At 66.7% G+C, this 23,176-nt stretch carries 22 protein-coding genes; 10 read left to right on the top strand and 12 right to left on the bottom strand.

Translation table 11 applies throughout. The features are described 5' to 3' along the window. Positions 1–1,155: 1,155 nt before the first annotated feature. Positions 1,156–2,469, bottom strand: a complete 1,314-nt coding sequence (locus PMI02_RS13230; protein WP_007683424.1) for an MFS transporter — start codon at positions 2,467–2,469, stop codon at positions 1,156–1,158. Between the two features lie 186 nt (positions 2,470–2,655). Here PMI02_RS13230 and cyoA point away from each other — a divergent pair, with 186 nt between their 5' ends. The 8 genes from cyoA to PMI02_RS13190 all read left to right on the top strand — a co-directional run bounded on the left by cyoA (position 2,656) and on the right by PMI02_RS13190 (position 10,295). Continuing rightward, positions 2,656–3,993 (top strand): ubiquinol oxidase subunit II, encoded by a 1,338-nt coding sequence (gene cyoA / locus PMI02_RS13225; protein ID WP_007683422.1) that lies wholly within the window; start codon positions 2,656–2,658, stop codon positions 3,991–3,993. 7 nt (positions 3,994–4,000) lie between these two features. Next, positions 4,001–6,016, top strand: a complete 2,016-nt coding sequence (gene cyoB, locus PMI02_RS13220; RefSeq protein ID WP_036503761.1) for a cytochrome o ubiquinol oxidase subunit I — start codon at positions 4,001–4,003, stop codon at positions 6,014–6,016. 3 nt (positions 6,017–6,019) lie between these two features. After that, positions 6,020–6,664, top strand: a complete 645-nt coding sequence (cyoC, locus tag PMI02_RS13215) for a cytochrome o ubiquinol oxidase subunit III (protein WP_007683418.1) — start codon at positions 6,020–6,022, stop codon at positions 6,662–6,664. Further along, positions 6,664–7,068, top strand: a complete 405-nt coding sequence (gene cyoD, locus PMI02_RS13210; protein ID WP_007683416.1) for a cytochrome o ubiquinol oxidase subunit IV — start codon at positions 6,664–6,666, stop codon at positions 7,066–7,068. Before cyoC ends, cyoD begins: the two co-directional genes overlap by 1 nt. A 59-nt stretch (positions 7,069–7,127) precedes the next feature. Then, on the top strand, positions 7,128–7,805 hold the full coding sequence (locus PMI02_RS13205) for an SURF1 family protein (protein WP_036503759.1): 678 nt from the start codon (positions 7,128–7,130) through the stop codon (positions 7,803–7,805). After that, on the top strand, positions 7,802–9,142 hold the full coding sequence (locus PMI02_RS13200; RefSeq protein ID WP_007683411.1) for an ATP-binding protein: 1,341 nt from the start codon (positions 7,802–7,804) through the stop codon (positions 9,140–9,142). The genes PMI02_RS13205 and PMI02_RS13200 overlap by 4 nt, the downstream gene beginning before the upstream one ends. Then, entirely contained in the window at positions 9,139–9,687 is a 549-nt protein-coding gene (locus PMI02_RS13195; RefSeq protein ID WP_007683409.1) for a response regulator transcription factor, read from the top strand. The genes PMI02_RS13200 and PMI02_RS13195 overlap by 4 nt, the downstream gene beginning before the upstream one ends. A gap of 170 nt (positions 9,688–9,857) precedes the next feature. Beyond that, positions 9,858–10,295: a GtrA family protein gene (locus PMI02_RS13190; protein WP_007683407.1), complete on the top strand. Its 438-nt coding sequence runs from the start codon at positions 9,858–9,860 to the stop codon at positions 10,293–10,295. On the opposite strand, the gene PMI02_RS13185 is transcribed toward PMI02_RS13190, so the two are convergent. The 6 genes from PMI02_RS13185 to PMI02_RS27135 all read right to left on the bottom strand — a co-directional run bounded on the left by PMI02_RS13185 (position 10,264) and on the right by PMI02_RS27135 (position 17,786). Beyond that, a complete protein-coding gene (locus PMI02_RS13185; protein WP_007683404.1) occupies positions 10,264–10,857 on the bottom strand; it encodes a GNAT family N-acetyltransferase in 594 nt (197 codons plus the stop codon). The two genes, PMI02_RS13190 and PMI02_RS13185, sit on opposite strands and share 32 nt — an antisense overlap. After that, positions 10,854–12,062: a DUF445 domain-containing protein gene (locus tag PMI02_RS13180; RefSeq protein WP_007683403.1), complete on the bottom strand. Its 1,209-nt coding sequence runs from the start codon at positions 12,060–12,062 to the stop codon at positions 10,854–10,856. Before PMI02_RS13180 ends, PMI02_RS13185 begins: the two co-directional genes overlap by 4 nt. A gap of 94 nt (positions 12,063–12,156) precedes the next feature. Further along, complete coding sequence (locus PMI02_RS13175; RefSeq protein WP_007683401.1) at positions 12,157–15,585, bottom strand: efflux RND transporter permease subunit; 3,429 nt, start codon at positions 15,583–15,585, stop codon at positions 12,157–12,159. 18 nt (positions 15,586–15,603) lie between these two features. Next, positions 15,604–16,845, bottom strand: a complete 1,242-nt coding sequence (locus PMI02_RS13170) for an efflux RND transporter periplasmic adaptor subunit (protein WP_007683399.1) — start codon at positions 16,843–16,845, stop codon at positions 15,604–15,606. A 294-nt stretch (positions 16,846–17,139) separates the two neighbouring features. Further along, on the bottom strand, positions 17,140–17,439 hold the full coding sequence (locus PMI02_RS13165; RefSeq protein WP_007683397.1) for a DUF1153 domain-containing protein: 300 nt from the start codon (positions 17,437–17,439) through the stop codon (positions 17,140–17,142). Beyond that, complete coding sequence (locus PMI02_RS27135) at positions 17,436–17,786, bottom strand: hypothetical protein (RefSeq protein ID WP_157222515.1); 351 nt, start codon at positions 17,784–17,786, stop codon at positions 17,436–17,438. The genes PMI02_RS13165 and PMI02_RS27135 overlap by 4 nt, the downstream gene beginning before the upstream one ends. Before the next feature lie 145 nt (positions 17,787–17,931). On the opposite strand from PMI02_RS27135, the gene mnmA reads away from it, so the two are divergent. Further along, a complete protein-coding gene (gene mnmA / locus PMI02_RS13160; RefSeq protein WP_007683395.1) occupies positions 17,932–19,086 on the top strand; it encodes a tRNA 2-thiouridine(34) synthase MnmA in 1,155 nt (384 codons plus the stop codon). A gap of 128 nt (positions 19,087–19,214) precedes the next feature. On the opposite strand, the gene PMI02_RS13155 is transcribed toward mnmA, so the two are convergent. Next, positions 19,215–19,619 (bottom strand): hypothetical protein, encoded by a 405-nt coding sequence (locus PMI02_RS13155; protein WP_007683394.1) that lies wholly within the window; start codon positions 19,617–19,619, stop codon positions 19,215–19,217. 32 nt (positions 19,620–19,651) lie between these two features. Here PMI02_RS13155 and PMI02_RS13150 point away from each other — a divergent pair, with 32 nt between their 5' ends. Next, positions 19,652–20,800 carry a serine hydrolase gene (locus PMI02_RS13150; protein WP_007683392.1) on the top strand — a complete coding sequence of 383 codons (1,149 nt, stop codon included), beginning with the start codon at positions 19,652–19,654 and terminating at the stop codon, positions 20,798–20,800. Positions 20,801–20,837: 37 nt separating this feature from the next. Here the strand turns inward: PMI02_RS13150 and PMI02_RS13145 are convergent, their stop codons facing one another. The 4 genes from PMI02_RS13145 to PMI02_RS13130 all read right to left on the bottom strand — a co-directional run. After that, positions 20,838–21,209, bottom strand: coding sequence for an iron-sulfur cluster assembly accessory protein (locus tag PMI02_RS13145; protein ID WP_007683390.1), 372 nt, complete (start codon positions 21,207–21,209; stop codon positions 20,838–20,840). Next, positions 21,206–21,709, bottom strand: a complete 504-nt coding sequence (locus PMI02_RS13140) for an N-acetyltransferase (RefSeq protein WP_007683388.1) — start codon at positions 21,707–21,709, stop codon at positions 21,206–21,208. Before PMI02_RS13140 ends, PMI02_RS13145 begins: the two co-directional genes overlap by 4 nt. Beyond that, positions 21,706–22,173 (bottom strand): SUF system Fe-S cluster assembly protein, encoded by a 468-nt coding sequence (locus PMI02_RS13135; RefSeq protein ID WP_007683386.1) that lies wholly within the window; start codon positions 22,171–22,173, stop codon positions 21,706–21,708. Before PMI02_RS13135 ends, PMI02_RS13140 begins: the two co-directional genes overlap by 4 nt. After that, positions 22,170–23,176: aminotransferase class V-fold PLP-dependent enzyme (locus PMI02_RS13130; protein WP_007683384.1), on the bottom strand; the 1,007-nt coding region annotated here is incomplete at its 5' end. The genes PMI02_RS13135 and PMI02_RS13130, both read right to left, overlap by 4 nt.

Raw genomic sequence — 23,176 nt, 5'->3', positions numbered from 1 at the left:
GGGTAAAACGCGTTCAGGCTGCTGCCGAAGACGGTCCCAGAAGGAAAATCGGGATCCCCGCCTGCGCCGGGATGACGATATACGCGGAATGGCCCGCGGATCCTCGCCCGATGGCGCGGCGCGCCCTTGCCAGCGGTCGCGGATCGAGTCCGAGTGCCGAATTATGGCCTCAGGCCGGAACAGCCTTCGCCGTTATCCGGGACGGGCGTACCGCTCTAAGCTGAGCGACATGGGGCTTATCAGTTCCGCCATAGCGTCCATGAAGAGCCCAAAACTATCATGGCCTCCAGATTAAAAAGCGGGCCGGTGCCTTGATCGACGATCTCCGCGCAGTAACGGCATATCTCCCGGTCGCCAGCAGGATGTCCTGATCTTGAGCTGGGTTGGCGATCTTGAGGTCGACCCGGTCGAGCCCATGGCAAAGTGATATTCAGGCGAGAGGCAGCCGTTCCAATCACCCCACCGAAGGCAGGCAGGCCCCTAGAGGCGGAACAAGGGCAGGAAGCCGACAATCAGGCAGCCTGAAAACCGCCAGACTCGACTTTGGTCGCGATGCTCGGCCCTATGCCAAAGGCCGCCGCGGCGCTTACCGGTCAAACGCCAGACGGCTCCGTAAGTTCATCGCCTTGAATGCATCAGGCTAGCATGGAACTCATTGCGGCAGTCCAGGATCCCCGCTGCAGCAGGTATCCCTGCGGGCCAACGCGGCCGGACCGGCGCTTGCTTCGCCTGGCAGGAGATACGGATAAATCGCCGGGGCCTCGATGCAGCGTCGGTCCGCTATGCGACCGAGAACGTCGTCGAATGCGATGATGATCGACCAGCCTTCCCGACTCGCTTGAGGCGGTCCCATTCTGTGTCCAAGGACTTTCCATCAATCATCGTTCTTTCGAAGGGGAAGGCTTCCGGATCCGGACACGGCTTTGGTACGGCGTATTTCTGAGGTCAGGAGTTGTGCCCGCGGTGCCCAGGAGGTGCAGCCATCCCGCCATCATGGTACCCGATTGATGTCCGAGGCTATCGACCAACACAGGTAAAACAGGTTGCCTGCGCAGCAACACTTGAAGCCACCGCCGCATCGTGATCATAAAAAAAGGGCGTTTCCATGCGACATGGAAATGCCCTTTTTCTTCGAGAGATGTGGCCCCACAGAACTCAGCGGCTAGCGAGTTCCTTGTTCAGCCAGAGGGCCACGAGCGTCGCAAGGGCGCCGGATAGCAGGTAGCCGCCCGAGGCGATCAGGCCGAACTTCACCGAGAGCAGCAGCGCCGCCAGCGGAGCGAAGCCGGCGCCGAACAGCCAGGCGAGGTCGCTGGTGAGCGCCGAGCCGGTGTAGCGGTGCTCGGTCGCGAAGGCCGAGGAGACGACGCCCGAGGACTGGCCGAAGGCCAAACCCAGCAGAATGAAGCCCGAGATCATGAAGACGATCTCACCCGCCGTGCCGCCGTCGAGCAGCTGGGGGGCGAAGCCGCTGAACACCGCGATGGCGACGGCGCAGGCGCCAAGCAAGGTGCGGCGGCCGTAGCAGTCGGCGAGGCGGCCGGAGGCGACCATGGCGACGACGCCGAAAGCGGCGGCCAGCGCCTCGATCAGGAGGAAGCCGGTGGGCGCCTCACGGGTGAAGAGAAAGACCCAGGAGAGCGGAAACACGGTGACCATGTGGAACAGCGCGAAGCTCGCCAGCGGGGCGAAGGCGCCGATGACGATCGTGCGCCATTCGCGCGTCACGGTGCCGACGACGCTGACGGGCTGGAGGTCGCGGCTTTCGAACAGGCTCTGGAATTCTTCGGTGACCACGATGCGCAGGCGCGCGAAGAGGGCGACCACGTTGATCGCGAAGGCGACGAAGAACGGATAGCGCCAGCCCCAGTCGAGGAAGTCGGCGGCGGGCAGGGTGGTGATCATGAAGGCAAACAGCAGGCTGGCGACGATCAGGCCGAACGGCGCACCGAGCTGCGGGATCATCGCGTACCAGCCGCGGCGGTTCTCAGGGGCATTCAGCGCGAGCAGCGAGGCGAGGCCGTCCCAGGTGCCGCCGAGCGCGAAGCCCTGTCCGAGGCGTAGCAGGGCGAGCAGCCACACCGAGGTCATGCCCGCCGTCTCGTAGCTGGGCAGGAAGGCGATGGCTGCGGTCGATCCGCCGAGCCCGAACAGCGCGATCGTCAGCTTGACGCCCCGGCCGTAGGCGCGGTCGACGGCCATGAACACCAACGAGCCGATCGGGCGGGCGAGGAAGGCCAGCGCGAAGATCGCGAAGGAATAGAGCGTGCCGGTCAGCGGGTCGACGAAGGGGAAGAACAGCTTCGGGAACACCAGCACCGAGGCGATGGCGTAGACGAAGAAGTCGAAGAATTCGGAGGTGCGCCCGATGATCACGCCGATCGCGATCTCTGCGGGAGAGATCGTGTGGTGCGGCTTGAACGTCGGCAGGCCGAGTTCCTCGCGGGTCGATGGAGTGGTAATGCTCATCTGGCGTCTCGCAGCCTTTGTCTGGTAGTAACACACGGTCGGGCGGGAGTCTCCACGCGTCCGCGAATCGCGCAGGCGCGGCAGCGCCCGGCTTCAACATGCGGCCTATCGTCATTGGCGGGCCGCAAGGGGATTGGACAAAATGTCCTATGTTCGCATCCGCAACACGAGCCTAGGCGCAGCGCCATGCACCTGCCCGAGTCACGCCTGAACCCGCCCGGCCGCCGCAGCGGTCCGAGTCGCCTCCTCAACCTGCGCGCCTTGTCGGCCCTGGCACTCGCTGGGTCGCTGGCCGCCTGCAACACAGTCGTGCTCGACCCGGCGGGTGACGTGGCGCGGCAGCAGGGCGACCTGGTGATCATCTCGACGCTGCTCATGCTGCTGATCGTGATTCCGGTCATGGCCGCGGTGGTGATTTTCGCCTGGCGCTACCGCGCGTCGAACAAGGACGCGAAGTACGAGCCGGACTGGGATCACTCGACCCAGCTCGAACTGCTGATCTGGACGGCGCCGCTGCTCATCATCATCTGCCTCGGCGCGGTGACCTGGACCAGCACACACCTGCTCGACCCCTATCGCACGGTCGGCCGCATCGACGGCGAGACGCCGATTGCGGTGAACGCCAAGCCGCTCGAGGTGGAAGTTGTCGCACTCGACTGGAAGTGGCTGTTCATCTATCCCGAGCAGGGCATCGCCACGGTCAACGAGCTGGTCGTGCCCACGGGCCGCCCGCTGCAGTTCAAGATCACGTCGTCGAGCGTGATGAACTCGTTCTACGTGCCGGCGATGGCCGGGCAGATCTACGCGATGCCGGGCATGGAAACGCGCCTGCACGCAGTGATGAACAGGACCGGCAAGTTCGAGGGCTTCTCCGCCAACTACTCGGGTGCCGGCTTCTCGAACATGCGCTTTGCCGCGCACTCGGTCTCGGATGCCGACTTTGCCAAGTGGGTGGGTCAGGTCAAGGCGACCCCGATGCAGCCCGGCCCCGCCGGCCAGCCCGCCGACGATCCGCTGCCCGAAGGCCAGAGCGCCAAGCCGGTCGGCGGCAACCTCGACCGCGCGGCTTATCTCGCGCTCGAGAAGCCGAGCGAGAAGGTCCAGGTCATCCGCTACGCCTCGGTCGCGCCCGACCTCTACGACGCCATCGTCGACATGTGCGTCGAGCCCGGCAAGATGTGCTCGAGCGAGATGATGGCGATCGACGCGCGCGGCGGTCTCGGCAAGGCCGGCATCCGCAACGTCTCGATGCTCGCTTACGACAAGAACGGCCGCCAGGCCGGGAGCGAGGCCACCGCCAACCCCAACGACGCGGTCCGCAAGGAACTTGCCTGGGTGCGTGCGCTGTGCCGCCAGATCCCTGGAGCCGCGCCCGACGGCACCGTCAAGGCGCCGACCGACCTGCGTTCGCTGAACGGTGCCGGCCTTGCCGCACCGCAGTCGATCGGGCTCGGAGACCGCGAGGCGCGTGCGCCTGCCGGCGATCCCAAGCCCGCTCACGTTTCCCTGAATTCCCGGAACTGATACGACCATGGCACTAGAAGCCGCCGTAGACCATTCCCACTGGAGCCCGATCATGGGCCGCCTGTGGCTGGACGCGCTCCCGCAAGAGCCCATAGTGCTCGCGACCTTCGTGGTCGTGGCGCTGGGCGGCGTCGCCCTCGTGGCGGCGCTGACGTACTTCAAGCTCTGGGGCTATCTCTGGAAGGAGTGGTTCACCAGCGTGGACCACAAGAAGATCGGCATCATGTACATGGTGCTGGGCCTCGTCATGTTCCTGCGCGGCTTCGCCGACGCGGTGATGATGCGCATCCAGCAGTCGATGGCGTTCAACGGCAACGAGGGCTACCTTAACGCCCACCACTACGACCAGATCTTTACCGCCCACGGCGTGATCATGATCTTCTTCGTGGCGATGCCTTTCGTCACCGGCCTGATGAACTACATCGTGCCGCTGCAGATCGGCGCGCGCGATGTCAGCTTCCCGTTCCTCAACAACTTCAGCTTCTGGATGACCACCGCCGGCGCGGTGCTGGTCATGATGAGCCTGTTCATCGGCGAGTTCGCACAGACCGGATGGCTGGCCTATCCGCCGCTCTCGAACCTCGCGTACAGCCCGTGGGTCGGGGTCGACTACTACATCTGGTCGCTGCAGATAGCCGGTGTCGGCACCTTGCTCTCGGGCGTCAACCTGATCGCTACCATCGTCAAGATGCGCGCGCCGGGCATGACGATGATGCGCATGCCGATCTTCACCTGGACCTCGCTGTGCACCAACATCCTCATCGTCGCCGCCTTCCCCGTGCTGACGGCGGTGATGACGATGCTCTCGGTCGACCGCTACCTCGGCTTCAACTTCTTCTCGAACGACTTCGGCGGCTCGCCGATGATGTACGTGAACCTGATCTGGATCTGGGGTCACCCAGAGGTCTACATCCTCATCCTGCCGCTGTTCGGCGTGTTCTCGGAAGTGACCGCGACGTTCTGCGGCAAGCGCCTGTTCGGCTACTCGTCGATGGTCTACGCGACGCTGGTCATCACCATCCTGTCGTACCTCGTGTGGCTGCACCACTTCTTCACCATGGGTTCGGGCGCGAGCGTCAACTCGTTCTTCGGCATCACCACCATGGTGATCTCGATCCCGACCGGGGCCAAGCTGTTCAACTGGCTGTTCACGATGTACCGCGCGCGCATCCGCTACGAGCTGCCGATGATGTGGACGGTCGCCTTCATGTTGACCTTCACGATCGGCGGCATGACCGGCGTGCTGCTCGCGGTGCCGCCTGCCGACTTCGTGCTGCACAACTCGCTGTTCCTGATCGCCCACTTCCACAACGTGATCATCGGCGGCGTGCTGTTCGGCATCTTCGCGGCGATCAACTACTGGTGGCCCAAGGCTTTCGGCTTCAAGCTTAACCAGTTCTGGGGCAAGGTCAGCTTCTGGCTCTGGGTCCCGGGCTTCTGGGTGGCCTTCACGCCGCTCTACATCCTGGGCTTCATGGGCGTGACGCGCCGCATGCGGGTGTTCGACGATCCGAGCATCCAGATCTGGTTCGTCATCGCTGCTTTCGGCGCTCTGATGATCGCCGGCGGTATCGGCGCCATGCTCGTCCAGTTCGCGGTGTCGATCTGGAAGCGCGAGGAACTGAAGGACGAGACGGGCGATCCCTGGCATGGCCGCACGCTCGAGTGGGCGACCTCCTCGCCTCCCCCTGAGTACAACTTCGCCTTCACCCCGATCGTCCACGACATCGACGCTTGGGACGACATGAAGCGCTGCGCCGTGGAGCGTCCGACCTCGGGCTATCGTCCGATCCACATGCCCAAGGGCACCGGCACCGGCATCATCCTCGCCGGCCTGTCGATCGCGCTGGGCTTCGCGATGATCTGGTACATCTGGTGGCTCGCGGCGGTCTCGTTCGCCGGGATCATCGGCTACGCCATCTTCCACACCTTCAACTACAAGCGGGACTACCACATCCCCGTCGAGACGGTCGAAGCGACCGAGGCGGCCCGTACCCGCCAGCTCGCCGCCGCGGGAGCCTGAGTCATGACCGCAACCACGATCAACCAGACCCACGACCTGTCGCAGGCGCAGCTCCAGGCCGCGTTCTACGACCTCGACGAGCACGACCATCCCGAGGGCGGCAGCACCATGCTGGGCTTCTGGATGTACCTGATGAGCGACTGCCTCATCTTCGCGATGCTCTTCGCCGCCTACGGCGTGCTCGGGGGTAGCCTCGCCGCCGGGCCGGGGCCGAAGGACCTGTTCGAACTGCCGCTGGTGGCGCTCAACACCGCCATGCTGTTGTTCTCGTCGATCACCTACGGCTTCGCCATGCTGGCCATGGAGAAGGGCTCGAAGGGCGCGACGCAGATCTGGCTGCTGGTCACCGCGGTGTTCGGCATCGCCTTCCTGTCGATCGAACTTTACGAGTTCTACCACCTGATCCACGAGGGCGCGACGCCGATGCGCTCGGGCTTCCTCACCGCGTTCTTCTCGCTGGTGGGCACCCACGGCCTCCACGTCACCTTCGGGCTGGTCTGGCTGTTCACGCTGGTCGTGCAGGTCGGTAGGAAGGGCCTCATCCCGGCCAACAAGCGCCGCCTGATGTGCCTCTCGCTGTTCTGGCACTTCCTCGACGTCATCTGGATCGGCGTCTTCACGTTCGTCTATCTCATGGGAATGCTGTGATGGCCCACGCCGACACCCACAACGCCGCCGCCCATCCCCATCCCGATGCGCATGCCGAGGACACCATGGAGCACGGCGGCCACGGCTCGCTGCGCGAATACGTGGTCGGCTTCCTGCTCTCGGTCGTGCTCACCGCGATCCCGTTCTGGCTGGTCATGTCGGGCGCCATCCCCGACCCGCGCACGACTGCGCTGGTCATTATGGCCTTCGCGATCGTGCAGATCGTGGTCCACATGATCTACTTCCTGCACATGAACACCAAGTCCGAGAATGGTTGGACGGTGATGGCGCTGATCTTCACGATCGTCATCGTCGTGATCGCGCTGTCGGGCTCGCTCTGGGTCATGTACCACCTCAACCACAACATGATGCCGATGAGCCACGAGATGAGTTCGATGGGCTAATCCCGGTGCCTCCATCGCAAACTACAGCAGCGCGGCGGCCCTATGGGCTTGCCGCGCTTTTGCTGACGGCGATGGCGCTGTTCGCCGCGCTGGGCGTCTGGCAGGTCCAGCGCCTGCACTGGAAGCACGCGCTGATCGCCCGCGTCGAGGCGCGGGTCCACGCAGAGCCGGTCGAGGTGCCCGCAGGCGGTGCGCTCTCCGGCGGCAAGGCCGGCGATCTCGAATATCTTCGCGTCCGGGCCTCGGGCGTCTATCAGGGGACGGCGACCGCGCTGGTGCGGGCCGCCACGGACCTGGGGACGGGGTACTGGACGATGACGCCGCTGCGCATGGATGATGGCCGCCTGGTCTGGATCAACCGCGGCTTCGTGCCCTCCGGCACCACCGCCGCGCTGGCCGGCGCCACCACCCCCGGTGGCCGCGTCACCGTCACCGGCCTGCTGCGCAGGAGCGAGCCCAAGGGCAGCGTGCTCCAGTCCAACCGCCCGCAGGATGACCGCTGGTATTCGCGCGACGTGGACGGCATGGCGGCGGCGCGCAAGGTCGGCGCGGTGGTCCCCGCCTTCGTCGACGCACAGGTCGAGAAGGCGAGCAGCCCGTCCTCCGCCGCGCTGCGACCCGTCCCCGGCCTGACGCAGATTCACTTTCCCGACAATCACCTCATGTACGCTCTGACGTGGTTCACCCTAGCGCTTCTTTCCATGGTGGGCCTCGGCTACATCTGGCGCCGGGCGTGATCGACCGCATCGCGGCGCTGTTCGCCATCCCCGGCATGGAGCCGGGCATGGCGGGCATGTCGCCCAGCCGCTCCAGCGTCGTGTTGCTGACGCAGCTGCGATGGATCGCAGTGTTCGGCCAGCTGGCGACGATCATGATCGTCTCCGGCGTGCTGAGGGTCAACCTGCCGCTCGCGCCGCTTCTGCTGGCGCCGCTGCTGCTGATGGTCATCAACCTGGCGGTGGCCGGCGTGCTCAAGCGCCGTCGCACTTTCTCGCAGCGCGAGCTGTTCTCGGCGCTGATGGTCGACGTGGTGGCGCTTTGCTGGCAGCTCTATCACTCGGGCGGCGCGACCAACCCCTTCACCTTCCTGTTCCTGCTGCAGATCGTGATCGGTGCGATCATCCTGGAAGCGCGCTGGAGCTGGCTCGTCGCGCTCAACGCCTGCCTGTGCATGGCGCTGCTGACTTTCCACTACACTCCGCTGCGCCTCCCGCCGCCGCACGCGAACGACCCGTTCCGCCTCTACATTTTCGGCAGCCTGTTCTGCTTCGTGCTAGCCGCCGTGCTGCTCATCGTCTTCGTCGTGCGGCTCGACCGCAACCGGCGCGAGAGCGACGCGCAGCTGGCCACCTTGCGCCAGCAGGCAGCGGAGGAGGACCATATCATCCGGATGGGCCTGCTCGCATCCGGTGCCGCCCACGAACTGGGCACGCCGCTCTCCTCGATCTCGGTGATCCTGGGCGACTGGAGTCGCGAACCGCTGATCGCCGGCGATGCCGACATGGCCGCCGACCTTGCCGACGTCCGCCGCGAACTGGCGCGATGCAAGACCATTGTCTCGGGCATCCTGATGTCGGCGGGCGAGGTACGCGGTATCGATCCGGCGGTTACCGGCGTACGCGCCTTCATCGAGGACATCGCCGAGGAGTGGCGCTCGCGCATTCCCGGCGAATTGCGCCTGGTCGACCGGGTGGAAGAGGACGTGCCCATCATCGCCGACCCCGGCCTGCGCCAGGTGATCGGCAACGTGGTGGATAATGCCGCCGAAGTTTCGCCCGAGCTAGTGGTGATGGAAGCCTGGCTCGAGGGCACCGCCGAGGCCCGCCGCGTCGTCCTCACCGTCAGCGACCGCGGCCCCGGCTTTGCGCCCGAGATGATGGACCGCATCGGCCAGCCTTACGCCTCGACCAAGGGGCGCGACGGCGGCGGGCTCGGGCTGTTCCTCGTCGTCAACGTCATCCGCAAGCTCGGCGGCGCCGTCTCGGTCGAGAACCGGCCGGGGGGCGGTGCGAGCGTGCAACTTGCGATCCCCCTCGCTACACTGGCGCCCGAAGAACCCGGCGAGGAAGCATGAGCGAGACCGACGAACCGCCCGAAGGCGCGAGCCTGCTGATCGTCGAGGACGACCCGACTTTCGCGCGCACTCTGCGCCGCTCGTTCGAACGCCGGGGCTACCGCGTGGCCTCCGCTGCCAGTCCCGAGGAGGCAGAGGCGCTCTACGCCGCCGAAGATTTCGATTTCGCGGTGGTGGACCTCAAGCTCGGCGGCGCCTCGGGCCTCGCCGTGGTGGAGGCGCTGCATGCCCGCTCGCCCGCAACCCGCATCGTCGTGCTGACCGGCTACGCCAGCATCGCCACCGCCGTCGAGGCAGTGAAGCTGGGGGCCGCGCACTACCTCGCCAAGCCCTCCAACACCGACGACATCGAGGCTGCCTTCGCATCCTTGCGCGGCGATGCCAGCGTACCGCTCGAAGGGCGCAAGAGTTCGATCAAGACGCTGGAGTGGGAGTACATCCACCGCACTTTGGTGGAGTGCGACTTCAACATCTCCGAAACGGCGCGCCGCCTCGGCCTCCACCGCCGCACGCTGGCGCGCAAGCTCGAGAAGCGGCAGCTATGACAGCGTCCGCAGGTTCTCAGGTCTGGTCGTTTGCGCCACCATGGCCTTCGACGAGCGACCTTTCCCGGTGACGGCTGGTCGCCGAGGCCGGATAACGGTCTGCCGTGTTCGGTGGGCGCATTGTTGCAGTGCGGGAAACAAAGTCCCGGTCACTCGAGTTGGCGAGAATCATGCAGTTCACCCGTTTCGCCCACGACCACCCCGACCATCCCGGCCTTTTCAGCCGACACGGCGCAGTGCTGTTCCTCCGCAACGCAGTCGCGTCCAGTTTGTGCTTTGCGATCGATATGGGGCTCATCTGGGTGATGGTTTCCAAGCTCGGCATCGACAAGTTCGTCTCCGTGACGCTGGGGTTCGTCATAGCCAATGCCCTGAACTACGTCCTCGCCCGCATATGGGTGTTCCGTGAGACCGATCGCGGGCTGTTCACCGGCTACCTCTATTTCCTCGGTAACGCGCTGGTGGGCCTCGCGATCATCCTCGCCGGTTTCGCGCTGCTGACCGGCCCGCTCGATACGCATTACATGGTGGCGCGGGTGGTGGTCTCGCTGTGTTCGGGCACCATCGTATTCATCCTCAACGCGACGTTGAATTTCCACGAAGTCTGAGCCCTGCGGCGGGCTGGGCGACTCGCTCCAGCAGAGTCATCGAAACCTGATCGTCCCCCTCGTCCAGTTCGTGGCTGGCGTAGCGCATGAACCCGAGCTTCCCGGCGAGGCGCTCGGACGCAAGGTTACCGACCTCGATCATGCAGGCGATGCGGCGGAAGCCGTGGGTGGCGTCGAACCAGCCGAGCGCGGCTTCCATGGCCTCGCGCGCCACGCCGCGGCCCTGATGGTCGTGACGCACGATCCAGCCTGCTTCGGGTACGTCGTCCATGCGCAGTTCCGGGCCGAAGCCTCGCAGGGAGTGGAAGACGCCGCAGCTGGCTATGATCGGCGACGCGCCTTTGGGGCGCACCATGAAGCTGCCGTAGCCGTGCAGCGCCCAGGAGCCGGCGTTACGCATCAGGCGATCGAATTGCGAATGCGGGTCGGCTCGCGCGGGACCGAGGAAGCGGCGCGTCTCCTCGTCGGCGAGCAGGCGGCACATGCCGGCGAGGTCGCTGGCAACGGGTCGCCACAGTTCGAAGCGTTCGGTAGCCAGCACTGGTCCTTGGGCGTCGTTCATAGCAGCTGGTCTACCGCATGAATGCAGACGCCGAACAGCCCGCCGACGAGCGTGCCGTTGATGCGGATGAACTGCAGGTCGCGGCCCACGGCGCCTTCGATCCGGTCGCTGACGGTGCGGGCGTCCCAGCGCTTCACGGTCTCGGAGACGAGGCGCACGATCTCGTCGCCGTAGCGCGCGGTGACGCCGACCAGAGTGCGGCGGGCAAAGCGATTGATCTGCGACTGGAGGCGTGGGTCTTCGCGCAAGGCGCCGCCCAGTTCGCCGAGCATCGTCGTCAATTGTCCGCCCAGAGCGGTGGCGGGGCTGCGCGCGGCGTCGATCAGCTTGCGGCGCAGGCGTTCCCAAACCGACTGCCACCACTGGCCCACCGCCGGATTGGCGATCATCTCGCGCTTGGCGCTCTCGATCCGCTCGCGCGTCTCGGGGTCGCTCACGAGGCGGTCGGCGAGGTCCTGGAGCATCTGCTCCACCTTGGCCTTCAGCGGGTGGTCGGGCTGGACGATCATCTCCGCCAGCAGCTTGTAGAGCCCGTCGAGTACCGAATTGGCAATGCGGCTGTCGAGGCCGGTGAGGCGCAGCAGGCTATGCGCGCGTTCGCGGATCATCGAGCGAACGATTTCCTCGTTTGACTCCAGCGCTTCGCCAGCCCAGCGGATCGCGCCCTCGATCAGGGGGCGGTGGCGGCCGTCGGCGATCGCGGCGGAGAGCATCTGGCCGAGCAGCGGCGCGATCTCCACCCGCTCCAGCTGCCGCGCGAGACCCGCGCGGACCTGATTACCGAGGCGCTCGGGATCGAGCGATTCGAGCACGTCGGCGACTAAGTTCGCCGCGCCCGCGCGGATCCGTGACTGCCCGCCGCGCCCTGGATCGGACAGGAAGCCGCCGGCTGCCCCCGCGAAGTTGAAGCCCGTCACGCGACGCGCCACGACTTGGGGAGTGAGGAAATTGTCGCGCAGGAAGGTCGCCATGGAGTCGGCGATGCGGTTCTTGTTCACCGGGATGATCGCGGTGTGCGGGATCGGCAAGCCAAGCGGGCGGCGGAACAGCGCGGTGACAGCGAACCAGTCCGCCAGCCCGCCGACCATCGCCGCTTCGGTGAAAGCGATGGCATAGCCCCAGGTCGGATGCTCGCCGCCGAAGCGTCGCAGTACGATGAATGCCACGGCCATCGCCAGCAGCAGGCCGGTGGCGAACAGGCGCATCCGCCGGGCCTTGTCCTGCGGGACGCTCCCTGGCGTCAGTCCCCCTGCGCTTCGCCCGGCTGGCGGCAACTTGTCCCTTTCTACGCGGTCGCGGTCATTCGGCGGGCTGGGGGCGATAGGTTTCCTCGCTCCCGCCCGGCCCGTGCAGCTTCGGATCGTAGGTCAGCAGCGACTTGCGCAGTTTGGGTCCGATCCTCTTCTCGAAACCATCGGCGAGGCTGAAGGCTGCAGGCACGATGACGAGCGTGAGCAGGGTGGAGAGCAGCAGCCCGCCGATCACCGTCACGCCCATCGGCGCGCGGAAGGCCCCGTCGCCCGAGAGCGAGAGCGCGGTCGGCACCATGCCGGCGGTCATCGCGACCGTGGTCATGACGATCGGCTGGGCGCGCTTGTGGCCGGCGTCCATGATCGCGTCGAGCTTGTTCACGCCCTTGGCCATCTCCTCGATCGCGAAGTCGATCAGCAGGATAGAGTTCTTGGCGACGATGCCCAGCAGCATGAGGATGCCGATGTAGACCGGCATCGAGATCGGCTGTCCGGCCGCAGTCAGCGCCAGCATCCCACCCAGCGGTGCCAGCAGCAGCGAGGCCATGTTCACCAGCGGCGAGACGAAGCGCTTGTAGAGCAGCACCAGCACCGCGAAGACCAGGAAGATGCCGCTGATCACCGCGATGACGAAGTTGCTGATCATCTCCGCCTGCCACTTGTCCTCGCCGACGGGCGCGTTGGAGACGCCAGCGGGCAGGTTCTTCATGATGGGAAGCTGCTGGATCGCGGCCATGGCCGGGCCCTTGACCTGGCCCTGGCCGAGGTCGGCGCCGACGAAGATTCGGCGCGACTGGTTGTAGCGCTGGATCTGCGTGGGACCCGCACCGAAGCGGATCTCGGCAACGCGGCTGAGCGGCACCGAGCCGCCACTGGTGGTCGCGACCGGCAGGTTCTCGATGGTGGAGAAATCGCGTCGCGAGGTGCGGTCGAGGATCACGCGGATCGGAATCTGGCGGTCGCTCAGCGAGAACTTGGCAGTGTTTTGGTCGATTTCGCCCATCGTGGCGATGCGGATGGTCTGGCTCAGCGCGCCGGTCGTCACCCCGAGCTGCGCGGCGAGGTCGAGGCGGGGCACGATGACCAGTTCGGGGCGCTGCAGGTCGGCCGCGATGCGCGGGGCGACGATGCCGGGGACGGCGCGCATCTGCTCGACCAGCGTCTGCGCGGTCTTGTTGAGCAGCTCGGAATCGCTGCCCGAGAGCATGACCGAGATGTCGCGTCCGCTACCGAAGCCGCCCGATTGCGTGGCAAAGGTCACGCGCGCGTCGGCGACGTCCTGAAGCGCGGGCGCGAGGCGGCGTTCGAACTGGATGCTGGTCGCCTCGCGTTCGCTAGCGGGCTTGAGCGCGATGTAAAGCGTTCCCGAGCCTTCGCCCGAGAACTCGAGTACGCGCTTCACTTCGGGCTGCTTTTCCAGAAGGGCGGTGACGCGGCCGGCGACGGCTTCGCTCTGTTCGAGGGTGGTGCCGGGCACCATCTCGATCTTGACCTCGCTGGTGTCGTTGTTGGTGTTCGGCTGGAACTGCTGCGGCAGCCCCGCAAGCAGCGCGAACGTCACCACCAAGGCGTAGATCGAGGCACAGAAGGCGTAGAAGCGGTGGTCGTGCATGCGCGCGATGACGCGGTCGGTGTAGTACCGGTACCAGCGCCCGAACGCGCCGAGCGCGGCGGCGATCAGCCGGAACAGCTTTCCCAGCACCCAGATCGCCAGCGGGATGCCCAGCGGCGCGAGCACGGCGGCAAGGACGAAGGCGGCCTTGGCGAGCCCGATCTTGGTCAGCCCGCCCTGCAAGGCCGAGAACAGCACGCCGGCAAGGCCGAGCCCTGCGCCGATCAGGGCGATGAAGAGCAACGCCGCGACGAGCGCATACCACCAGCTGCGGGGCTGGGGGACGAGCCGGGCGCGCAAGCGCGTGGCCTCCCGGCTGTCGAGCGTCCATGCGAGGACCTTCATGTAGAGGTCCATCGCGCGGCCGCCGCCGTGCTCGGCATGGCCGTGGGACTTGAGGAAATAGGCCGCCACCATCGGCGTGATGACGCGCGCGACGGCAAGGCTCATGAGCACCGCGGCGACGACGGTGAGGCCGAAGGCCTTGAAGAACTGTCCGGGAATGCCTGGCATCAGGCCGACCGGCAGGAACACCGCAACGATCGAGAACGTGGTCGCGACGACGGCGAGGCCGATTTCGTCGGCAGCATCGATCGAGGCCTGGTACGCGCTCTTGCCCATGCGCATGTGTCTGACGATGTTTTCGATTTCCACGATGGCATCATCAACCAGCACCCCCGCGACGAGGCTGAGGGCCAGCAGCGAAAGGAAGTTCAGCGAGAAACCGAGCAGGTCCATGAACCAGAAGGTCGGGATCGCCGAAAGCGGGATCGCGAGGGCGGAGATCATCGTCGCGCGCCAGTCGCGCAGGAACAGGTAGACGATCACGATCGCCAGCACCGCGCCCTCGACCAGCGCCTCCATCGAGCTGGTGTACTGGCCGCGCGTGTAGTCCACTTGGCTGAACAGCTGGGTGATGTGGATGTCGGGGTGCAGCTTGCGGATCTCGTCCAGCTTCTTCGCCGCCGCGTCGTATACGGCGACATCTGAGGCGCCGCGGGCGCGCTCGAAGCCGAAGGTCACCACTTCGCGGCCGCCCACGCGGGCGACGTCGGTGCGGTCGGAATAGCCGTCGTAGACGCTGGCGATGTCCGCGAGCTTGATCTGGCGGCCATTGCCCAGGTTGATGCGGGTCTGTGAGAGCGCATAAGCGTTCTGGGCGTTGCCGAGCACACGCACCGACTGACGCGAGCCGGCGATCTCGGCCTGGCCGCCGGCGGCGTCGACGTTGACCTGGCGCAGCGCGTTGTTGACGTCGTTGGCGCTGACACCCATCGCGACCATGCGGTTGGGATCGACCACCACGCGGATCTCGCGGTTGACGCCGCCGTCGCGGCTGACGGTCGCCATGCCCTCGACCGAGAGCAGCGATTTGGAAATGGTGTCGTCGACGAACCAGCTCAGCTGCTCGATCGTCATGTCGTCGGCCGCGACCGCGAAGTAGGCGAGGCTGCCGCCACCGCCGGCCTCGATCTTCGAGACCTGCGGCTCGAGGATGCCGTCGGGCAGTTCGCCGCGGACCTGGTCGACCGCATTCTTGACCTGGTTGGTGGCAACATCGGCATTGGTGCCGACGGAGAAGAACACGATCGTGGTCGAGCGGCCTTCCGAGGCGGTCGACTGGATTTCCTCGACACCCGGGATCGAGCGCACGGCGCCCTCGACGATCTGGGTGATCTGCGTCTCGATCTCGGTCGGCGCGGCGCCCGGCTGCGAGACCCCGACGTGGACGCCGGGAAACTCGACGTCCGGCATGTTGTTCACGTCCATCCGGTTGAACGAGACGATGCCGGCGATCATCACGCCGATGAAGAAGACGATGGGAATGATCGGGTTGCGGATCGACCAGGCCGAGATGTTACGCATGGGTTTGCAGGCCGTCCGTCAGTTGCCGGTGGCGGATGCCGCCCGGGTTTTCACCTTGTCGCCGTCGTTAAGGAACCCGCCGGCGCGCAGCACGACCTTCTCGGTGCCATTGAGGCCCGACTTGAGCGTGATGCCCTTGGCGGTGACAAGGCCGGTCGTGACGGGGCGGCGGTGAACCTTGCCAGCGTTGTCGACGACGTAGACGAAGGCGCCCTTGGCGTCGTTCTGGATCGCGGACTCGGGCAGCATCGGGGCGACAACCGCGCCGCTTTCGATCACCGCGCTGGCGAAGCCGCCGGGGCGCAGCGCCGGGTCGAACTTGAGCGCGACGCGCGCGGTGCCCTGGCGGGTGTTCGTGTCGATCACCGGGGAGAGCTGCCAGACCTGGCCAATGAAGGTCCGTCCCGAGCCCACCGGCGTGACCTTGGCCTCCACGCCGACCTTGAGTGCGGCGAGGTCGTCTTCCGAAAGCGCAGCGAGCAGTTCCATCTCGCCGCCCTTGGCGAGGCGGAACAGCACGCCGCTGCCGCCGCTCACCACCTGGCCGAGCTCGACGTTGCGTTCGAGCACGAGCCCCGAGGCGGGAGCGACGATGTTGAGGCGGGCGTTCTGGGCGCGCAGCTGGCCAAGCGTGGCGCGTGCGACGTTGACGCGGGCGACGGCGGCGTCGCGCGTGGCGGTCAGGCGGTCGACGTCGGCCTTCGAGATGAAGCCGCGATCGACGAGCCGGAGGCCGCGATCGAGGTTGGACTGGGCGATCCGCGCGTCGGCGGCGGCGACGTCGACCTGTGCCGACTGGCTGGCGGCGGCCTGTGTCTGCACCGAACGGTCGATCACCGCGAGGACCTGGCCCTGCTGGACCCAGTCACCCGCCTCGACCCGGATTTCGCGGACCTCGCCGCCTTCGCCGACCGAGCCGACCGGCATCGAGCGGCGCGCGGCAAGCGAGCCCGTCGCGCTGATCTCTCCGGCGACGGTCGAGCGGCCGGGAACGACCACGGTGACGACGGGCACCTGAGCGGTGTCCGCGCCCGCTGCGTCTTCCTTGTTGCCGCTATGCACGAAAAACCAGATGGCGACGATCAGCACACCGACGACGACGGCCACGATCCAGATCCAGCGGCGCGAGCGGCGATCCTGCTCGTCGTCGACGGCCAGCGGATTGCCATCCGCATCGATGACGCCGGGCGAGCTTGCAGGCTCGCCGACGTAGTTGCCGGGGGTGGCCCGGCCGGGTTCAATCTTGCCGTCGTAGTTCATCTGGTCACCGCAAGCACCACGCGCGTCTCGGGCGGCGTGATTTCTCCCGCCACGCCAGCGGTATCCGCGCATCTTGGCGCGGCCCCCCGATGTGGCTTAAATCCACCCGTTCCATATACGTGCCGCAACAGGGTGGCAATCTGCAGTCGGTTTGTGGCCGACCCGCATCGACGAACGACTTGGTTGCGACTTAGGGGTCACTTGCAGCTATATTGTTGCGCCATAACGCGAAAAGGCGACCGCGAAGCCATGTTCGCGGTCGCCTTTCATCACAGCCGGCCTTGCCGGACGAGATCAGTACTTCTGCTGGCGTTCGTAAAGATCGCGATAGTGTTGGATTCGCGTCACACGAAGGCCCTGCATGCCAGAGCGGTCGACCGCGCGCTGCCACGAGGCAAACTCCTCGAGCGTGAGCTGGTAACGCTCGCAAACCTCGTCGATCGTCAGCAGGCCACCGTTGACGGCTGCGACGACTTCCGCCTTGCGGCGTACTACCCAGCGGGTGGTGTTGGGCGGCGGCAGCGAATCCACGGTCAACGGTTCGCCGAGCGGACCGATCACCTGCGCTGGCCGGATTTTCTGGTTCTCGATCATCGTTGCCCTCGCTCGCCGCATTCGTTCTCAACGGCGACGGGAGGAGTATTGCCTTCCGCGGACTTGCCATTGCTTGAACCATCAAGGTTAACGAATCTTGACCATTCTTGATAAGTAGTTAGCGTCGAGGCTGCGCAGCCGTCGAAGCTGCCGCGCAGATGCAGCCGCGGCGCCGAATTTGCATCCTGAAGGCCAAGCTTTTCCTGCTCTGCAAACAGCCGTGATCGGAGGGCATGCCAGTCGATCTGCCCGGCGTCGCCCGGCAGCTGGACATCGGCGAATCCTGCACCAGCGCGACCCTGCGCATCCCCTGTTTCCGGGGCTTTATGATGATGTGCGATGTTCATGATGCGGCGCTATAACCCAAGCCTCGTCAAGAGATCGTAAAAGCCGCCTTTACCCCTCCTTCACCATTGCCGTCAGACGGGCTTGCCGGGGGTGGAAACGCGGAAGGTAGGAAAACGGAGCGTTTGCCTGTATGGCGCGCGGGTGATGACTGCCTCTGCCGATCTCCTTTCCGGGCTCGATCCCGCCGACCTGTTCCAGCTTGCCGCTCCATTGTCCGAGCGCCGCGTGGTCGTCGCCATGTCGGGCGGGGTGGACAGTTCGGTCGTCGCCGCTCTGGCGGCCGCGAGCGGGGCCGAGGTGATCGGCGTGACCCTCCAGCTCTACGACTACGGCGCGGCGACCGGCCGCAAGGGCGCCTGCTGCGCGGGCGACGACATCCGCGACGCGCGCAGCGTCGCCGACCGCCTTGGTATCGCCCACTACGTCTTCGACCACGAGAGCGCCTTCCGCGAAGAGGTCGTCGAGCGCTTCGCCGACGACTATCTCTCCGGTCGCACGCCGATCCCGTGCATCCGCTGCAACATGGGGCCCAAGTTCACCGACCTGCTCGCCATGGCGCGGGAACTGGGCGCCGACTGCCTCGCGACCGGCCACTATGTGCGGCGCGTCATGGGACCTGCAGGCGCCGAACTGCACCGCGCCCTCGATCCCGCGCGCGACCAGAGCTACTTCCTCTACGGCACGACCGAGGCCCAGCTGGACTTCCTGCGCTTTCCGCTGGGCGGCCTGCCCAAGGCCGAGACGCGCCGGCTGGCCGAGGCGGCTGGCCTCAGGAATGCCGCCAAGCCCGACAGCCAGGACATCTGCTTCGTGCCCGACGGTGATTACGCAAAGGTCGTCCGCTCCGTGCGGCCCGAAGGTGAGGCGCCGGGCGAGATCGTCCATGCCGAAACCGGCGCCGTGCTGGGCAGCCATCGCGGCGTCATCCACTACACCGTCGGCCAGCGCCGGGGCCTCGAGATCGGCGGGCAGCCCGAGCCGCTCTACGTCACCGGTATCGAGGCGGAGACGCGCCAGGTCCGCGTCGGCCCGCGCCGCCTGCTTGCCACCGGCGCAGCGCGGGTGGTGGAGACGAACCGCATCGGCCCGCTGCCTCATGGGCCGCTGACGGCCAAGGTCCGCTCGCTCGCCAAGCCGGTGCCGATCGCGCTCGATGGTCCGCTGGGTGAGGACGCGGCGGTGACGCTTCGTTTCGCCGAGCCCGAATACGGTGTCGCGCCCGGACAGGCGGCGGTGATCTACGCAGGCGAACGGGTGGTCGGCGGCGGCTGGATCGATTCGACCGAGAGCGCCGTCTAACTGGCATAATTGCGTCGTCCCCGCGGGGCCGGGGACCGTTGGCCACGCCGCGCTTGCTCTCGGCGAGGCTTGGCCTGAAAATCTGCCGGCGGTCCCGGATCAAGTCCAAGACGACGTTGAACTCGAGCTCAATCCTGCCACGGCTCCAGCTGGCAGCCGCGGTCTTCACGGTAGCCGGCGCTCTGGCTGGCGAGGAGTGGGACCGAGCCGGTGATGGTCTGCGTCGTAGCGTCTTCCGACAAAGAGACCATGCCCGCGACGCCGCTGAGGCCAGCGACCTTGAGGTCACCCTCGCACGCGGCGATCGAACGTTGTGAGACGAAGCGGCAGACGCAGCCGACGCGCGCGCCATAGGCGGCGCCGACCAGTGCCTCCTCGCGCAGGGCCTGCCAGGCGAAGGCGAGCGAGCCGCCCAGTGCCAGCAGCGCCAGAACGACAAGGTTGCGTTTCCAGCGGGAAGGTTGCCGCGCGGGATACATGCCTTCGGGGGCGGTAACCTTGTCCCCCGCTCCGGATTTCCCGGCTGTTGCCATTCTTCAGCGCCTCGCACATCACACCGCGCGTCATGCCGGTGCGCCGTTTTCCCCATATCCTTGCCCTGCTCTCGCTGCCAAGCCTCGCGGCCTGTGGACAGTCCGCGCCCGAAGGCCCGCCACCGCCCAGCGCCGACGCGCAGGCCGCGATCCGCGATGAGGGCGGCGCCCCGCGCGAGGCGCTCGGGCGCGCGATCGACGGCGTGTTCGACGATGCGGCGGTCGGCCGCACCGATGCGCTGGTTATCATGAAGCGCGGTTCGGTGATCGCCGAGCGTTACGGCGCGGGCATCAAGGCCGAGACGCGCCTGCCGGGCTGGAGCATGGGGCAATGCATCACCGCGCTGATGATCGGCCAACTGGTCAGCGACGGTCGCCTCCGCCTCAACGAATCGGCCCCGGTGCCCGAATGGCAGCGCCCCGGCGACCCGCGCGGCGCGGTGACGCTCAAGCAGTTGCTGCAGATGCGGTCGGGCCTGCGTCACGACGAATCGGGTTCCGTCGGCACGGGACGAATTGAGGCCGAATCGGACCGCATGCGGATGCTGTTCCTCGACGGGCGCGACGACATGGCCTCTTATGCCGAAGCGCAGCCACTGGAAGCGCCCGCCGGCAGCACTTTCGAGCAGTCGTCCGCCAGTGCAGTGATTCTTGCCGACCTTGCGTCGCGGGTGCTGTCGCCCGACAGGAACCCGGTGCGGCGGCAGCGCGCAGTGGGCGACTACCTCAAGACGCGCGTGCTTATGCCGATCGGCATGGACTCGACGATCGTCGGGTACGACCGGGCAGGGACGATGATCGGCTCGGGCATGATCCACGCCTCCGCGCGGGATTGGGCGAAGCTGGGCGAGTTTTTGCGCCACACCGGCTCGGTCGGCGGCGCGCAGGTCCTGCCGCGGCGGTGGGTGCAGTTCATGCTGGAGCCTTCTCCGCGCGAGCCGGGCTACGGCGCCGGCGTCTGGCTCAACCGCGCGGTGGCGGGCGACGATGCCAAGCTCTATCCGGGCACTGCGCCGAGGAACGTGTTCGGCTGCATCGGGGAATACGGGCAATACGTGATCGGCTCGCCCGATCAGCTGTTGACCGTGGTGCGCATTGGCCACAGCGACGCTGTGCAGGAGCGAGAAGTGCATGACCGGCTGGGATCGCTGCTGGCACTGTTCCCGGGCGGCAAGGAATAGGGTTTCCGCCTCCGGACAAGACCCGGAGGCGCGACGATCAGACCGTGAAGCTTTCGCCGCAGCCGCAGGCGCCCTTGGCGTTGGGGTTTTCAAAGGTGAAGCCGGCGGTGAAGTCGTCTTCCTTCCAGTCCATCACGCTGCCCACGAGATACAGCACCGAGGGGCCGTCGATGTAGAATACGCCGCCGGGCGTCTCGATCTTCTCGTCGAACCTGGCTTCCTCGGTCACGTAATCGACCGAATAGGCGAGGCCCGAGCAGCCGCGGCGCGGGGTAGAGAGCTTGACGCCGATGGCGCCTTCGGGCGCCTCTCCCATGAGCTTGGCGATGCGGGCCTCGGCGTTCGGCGTCAGGATGACGGCGGCCGGGCGGGCACGGGCAGGGCGGGTCGTGGTGGTGGTTTCGGTCATGTCAGCCTCTTCTGCCAGAACAGCGCGGTCCCGGCCTCGGGGTCGAGCTGGAAGTCGCCGTAGCCCAGCGACGCGTAGAGTTCCTTGGCGCGGTGGTTGCCGCTCAGCACTTCGAGCGTCACCTTGCAGGCTCCGCGTCGGCGTGCCTCATCCTCGACGGCGGCGAACAGGGCCCGGGCGATGCCCTTGCCGCGATATCCGGGGATCACCGAGACATCGTGGATGTTGACCAGCGGGCGCGCCGCGAAAGTCGAGAAACCCATGAAACAGGTCGCCAGGCCAACCGCCTCACCGCCGATGCGGGCGAGCAGGGCGAATGCGCCGGGCACCTCGGCCATAGCCGGGACCAGCCGGTCGCGCACGTCGGCGCGCAGCGGCGTCGCCCCGCCCATCGGATCGCGCGCATAGGCGTCCAGCACTTCGACGAGCGCCGCCGCGTCCGCGGGGTCTGCGAAGTCGGCGCGCGTGATCGCGAGGTCGAGGACGGCCGCTTCGCTCACAGCATTCCCAGTTCCAGCTTTGCCTCGTCGGACATCTTGGCCATGTCCCACGGCGGATCCCAGACGAGGGCGACTTCGCAGTCGCGCACGCCGGGCACTGCCGCGACACGCATCTCGACTTCGCCAGGCATGGATTCGGCGACCGGGCAGTGCGGCGTGGTGAGCGTCATCGTCACCGCGACGGCGGCCTCGGGCGAGACCTCGACGCCGTAGATGAGGCCGAGATCGTAGATGTTGACCGGGATTTCTGGGTCGAAGATCTCCTTCAGCGCGGTGATCACGCCTTCGTAGATTTCGCCGCCGGGCGCGGCGGGGTCGGTGTCCTGCGGCTTTTCAGCCAGGAATCCGTCCAGATAGTCGCGCTTGCGTTCCGCCGGGGGCGGCACGGCGTCATCGACGCGGGCTCGCGGCGGGGCCGGCGCGGCCTCGACTTCCTCGATGCTGAAAGGCTTGTCGTCACTCATCCGAAAATTCTCCGTGTGCGCTCGATCCCTTTCAGGAGCGCCTCGATGTCGGCTTCGTCGCTGTAGAGGCCGAAGCTGGCCCGTGCCGTCGCCGGTACGCCCAGATGCTCCATGAGCGGCTGGGCGCAGTGGTGGCCGGCGCGGATCGCCACGCCTTCCTCGTCCAATATGGTGCCGAGGTCGTGCGGATGCACCCCGTCGAGTGCGAAACTGACGATGCCGAGCGCGTCGTCCGGCCCGAACAGCGTCACGTCGTTGCGCTTGCGCAGTTCGGAGCGCAGCAGTGCGGCAAGGTCGCGCTCGTGGCGTTCGGCGCGGCCCAGGCCGATGTCCGACAGCCAGTCCATCGCCGTCGCCATGCCGAGCGCCTCGATGATGTTGGGCGTGCCCGCCTCGAAGCGCTGCGGAGCGGGGGCGAAGGTGGTCTTCTCGAAAGTCACACGGTCGATCATTGCGCCGCCGCCCTGCCACGGGGGCATGGAATCGAGGATTTCCTTGCGCGCCCAGAGCACGCCGATCCCGGTGGGGCCGTAGAGCTTGTGCGCCGAGAAGGCGTAGAAGTCGCACTCGAACGCCGCCATGTCGAGGGCGAGGCGCGGCGCGGCCTGGCAGCCGTCGATCAGCAGCTTCGCACCGACCGCATGGGCGAGCTTCGCCGCCGCCGCCACGTCGAGCACCGAGCCGAGCACGTTGGAGACATGGGCGAAGGCGACCAGCTTGTGGGCCGGGGTGAGCATGCGCTCGGCCGCCGCAAGGTCGATGCGGCCGTCGTCGGTCAGCGGGCAGATGTCGATTTCGACGCCGGTCTTCTCGCGCAGGAGTTGCCACGGCACGATGTTGGAGTGGTGCTCCAGCATCGAGAGCAGGATGCGGTCGCCCGCCTTGAGATTGGCCGCGCCCCAGGTCTGCGCCGCAAGGTTGATCGATTCGGTGGCGCCGCGCGTGTAGACGATCTCGTCCTCGTGCGCGTTCATGAAGGCGGCGACACGGCGGCGGGCCGCCT

It is taken from the genome of Novosphingobium sp. AP12 (assembly GCF_000281975.1).
Classification (GTDB): Bacteria; Pseudomonadota; Alphaproteobacteria; order Sphingomonadales; family Sphingomonadaceae; genus Novosphingobium.
This window is presented reverse-complemented; position numbering and strand designations above follow the sequence as displayed.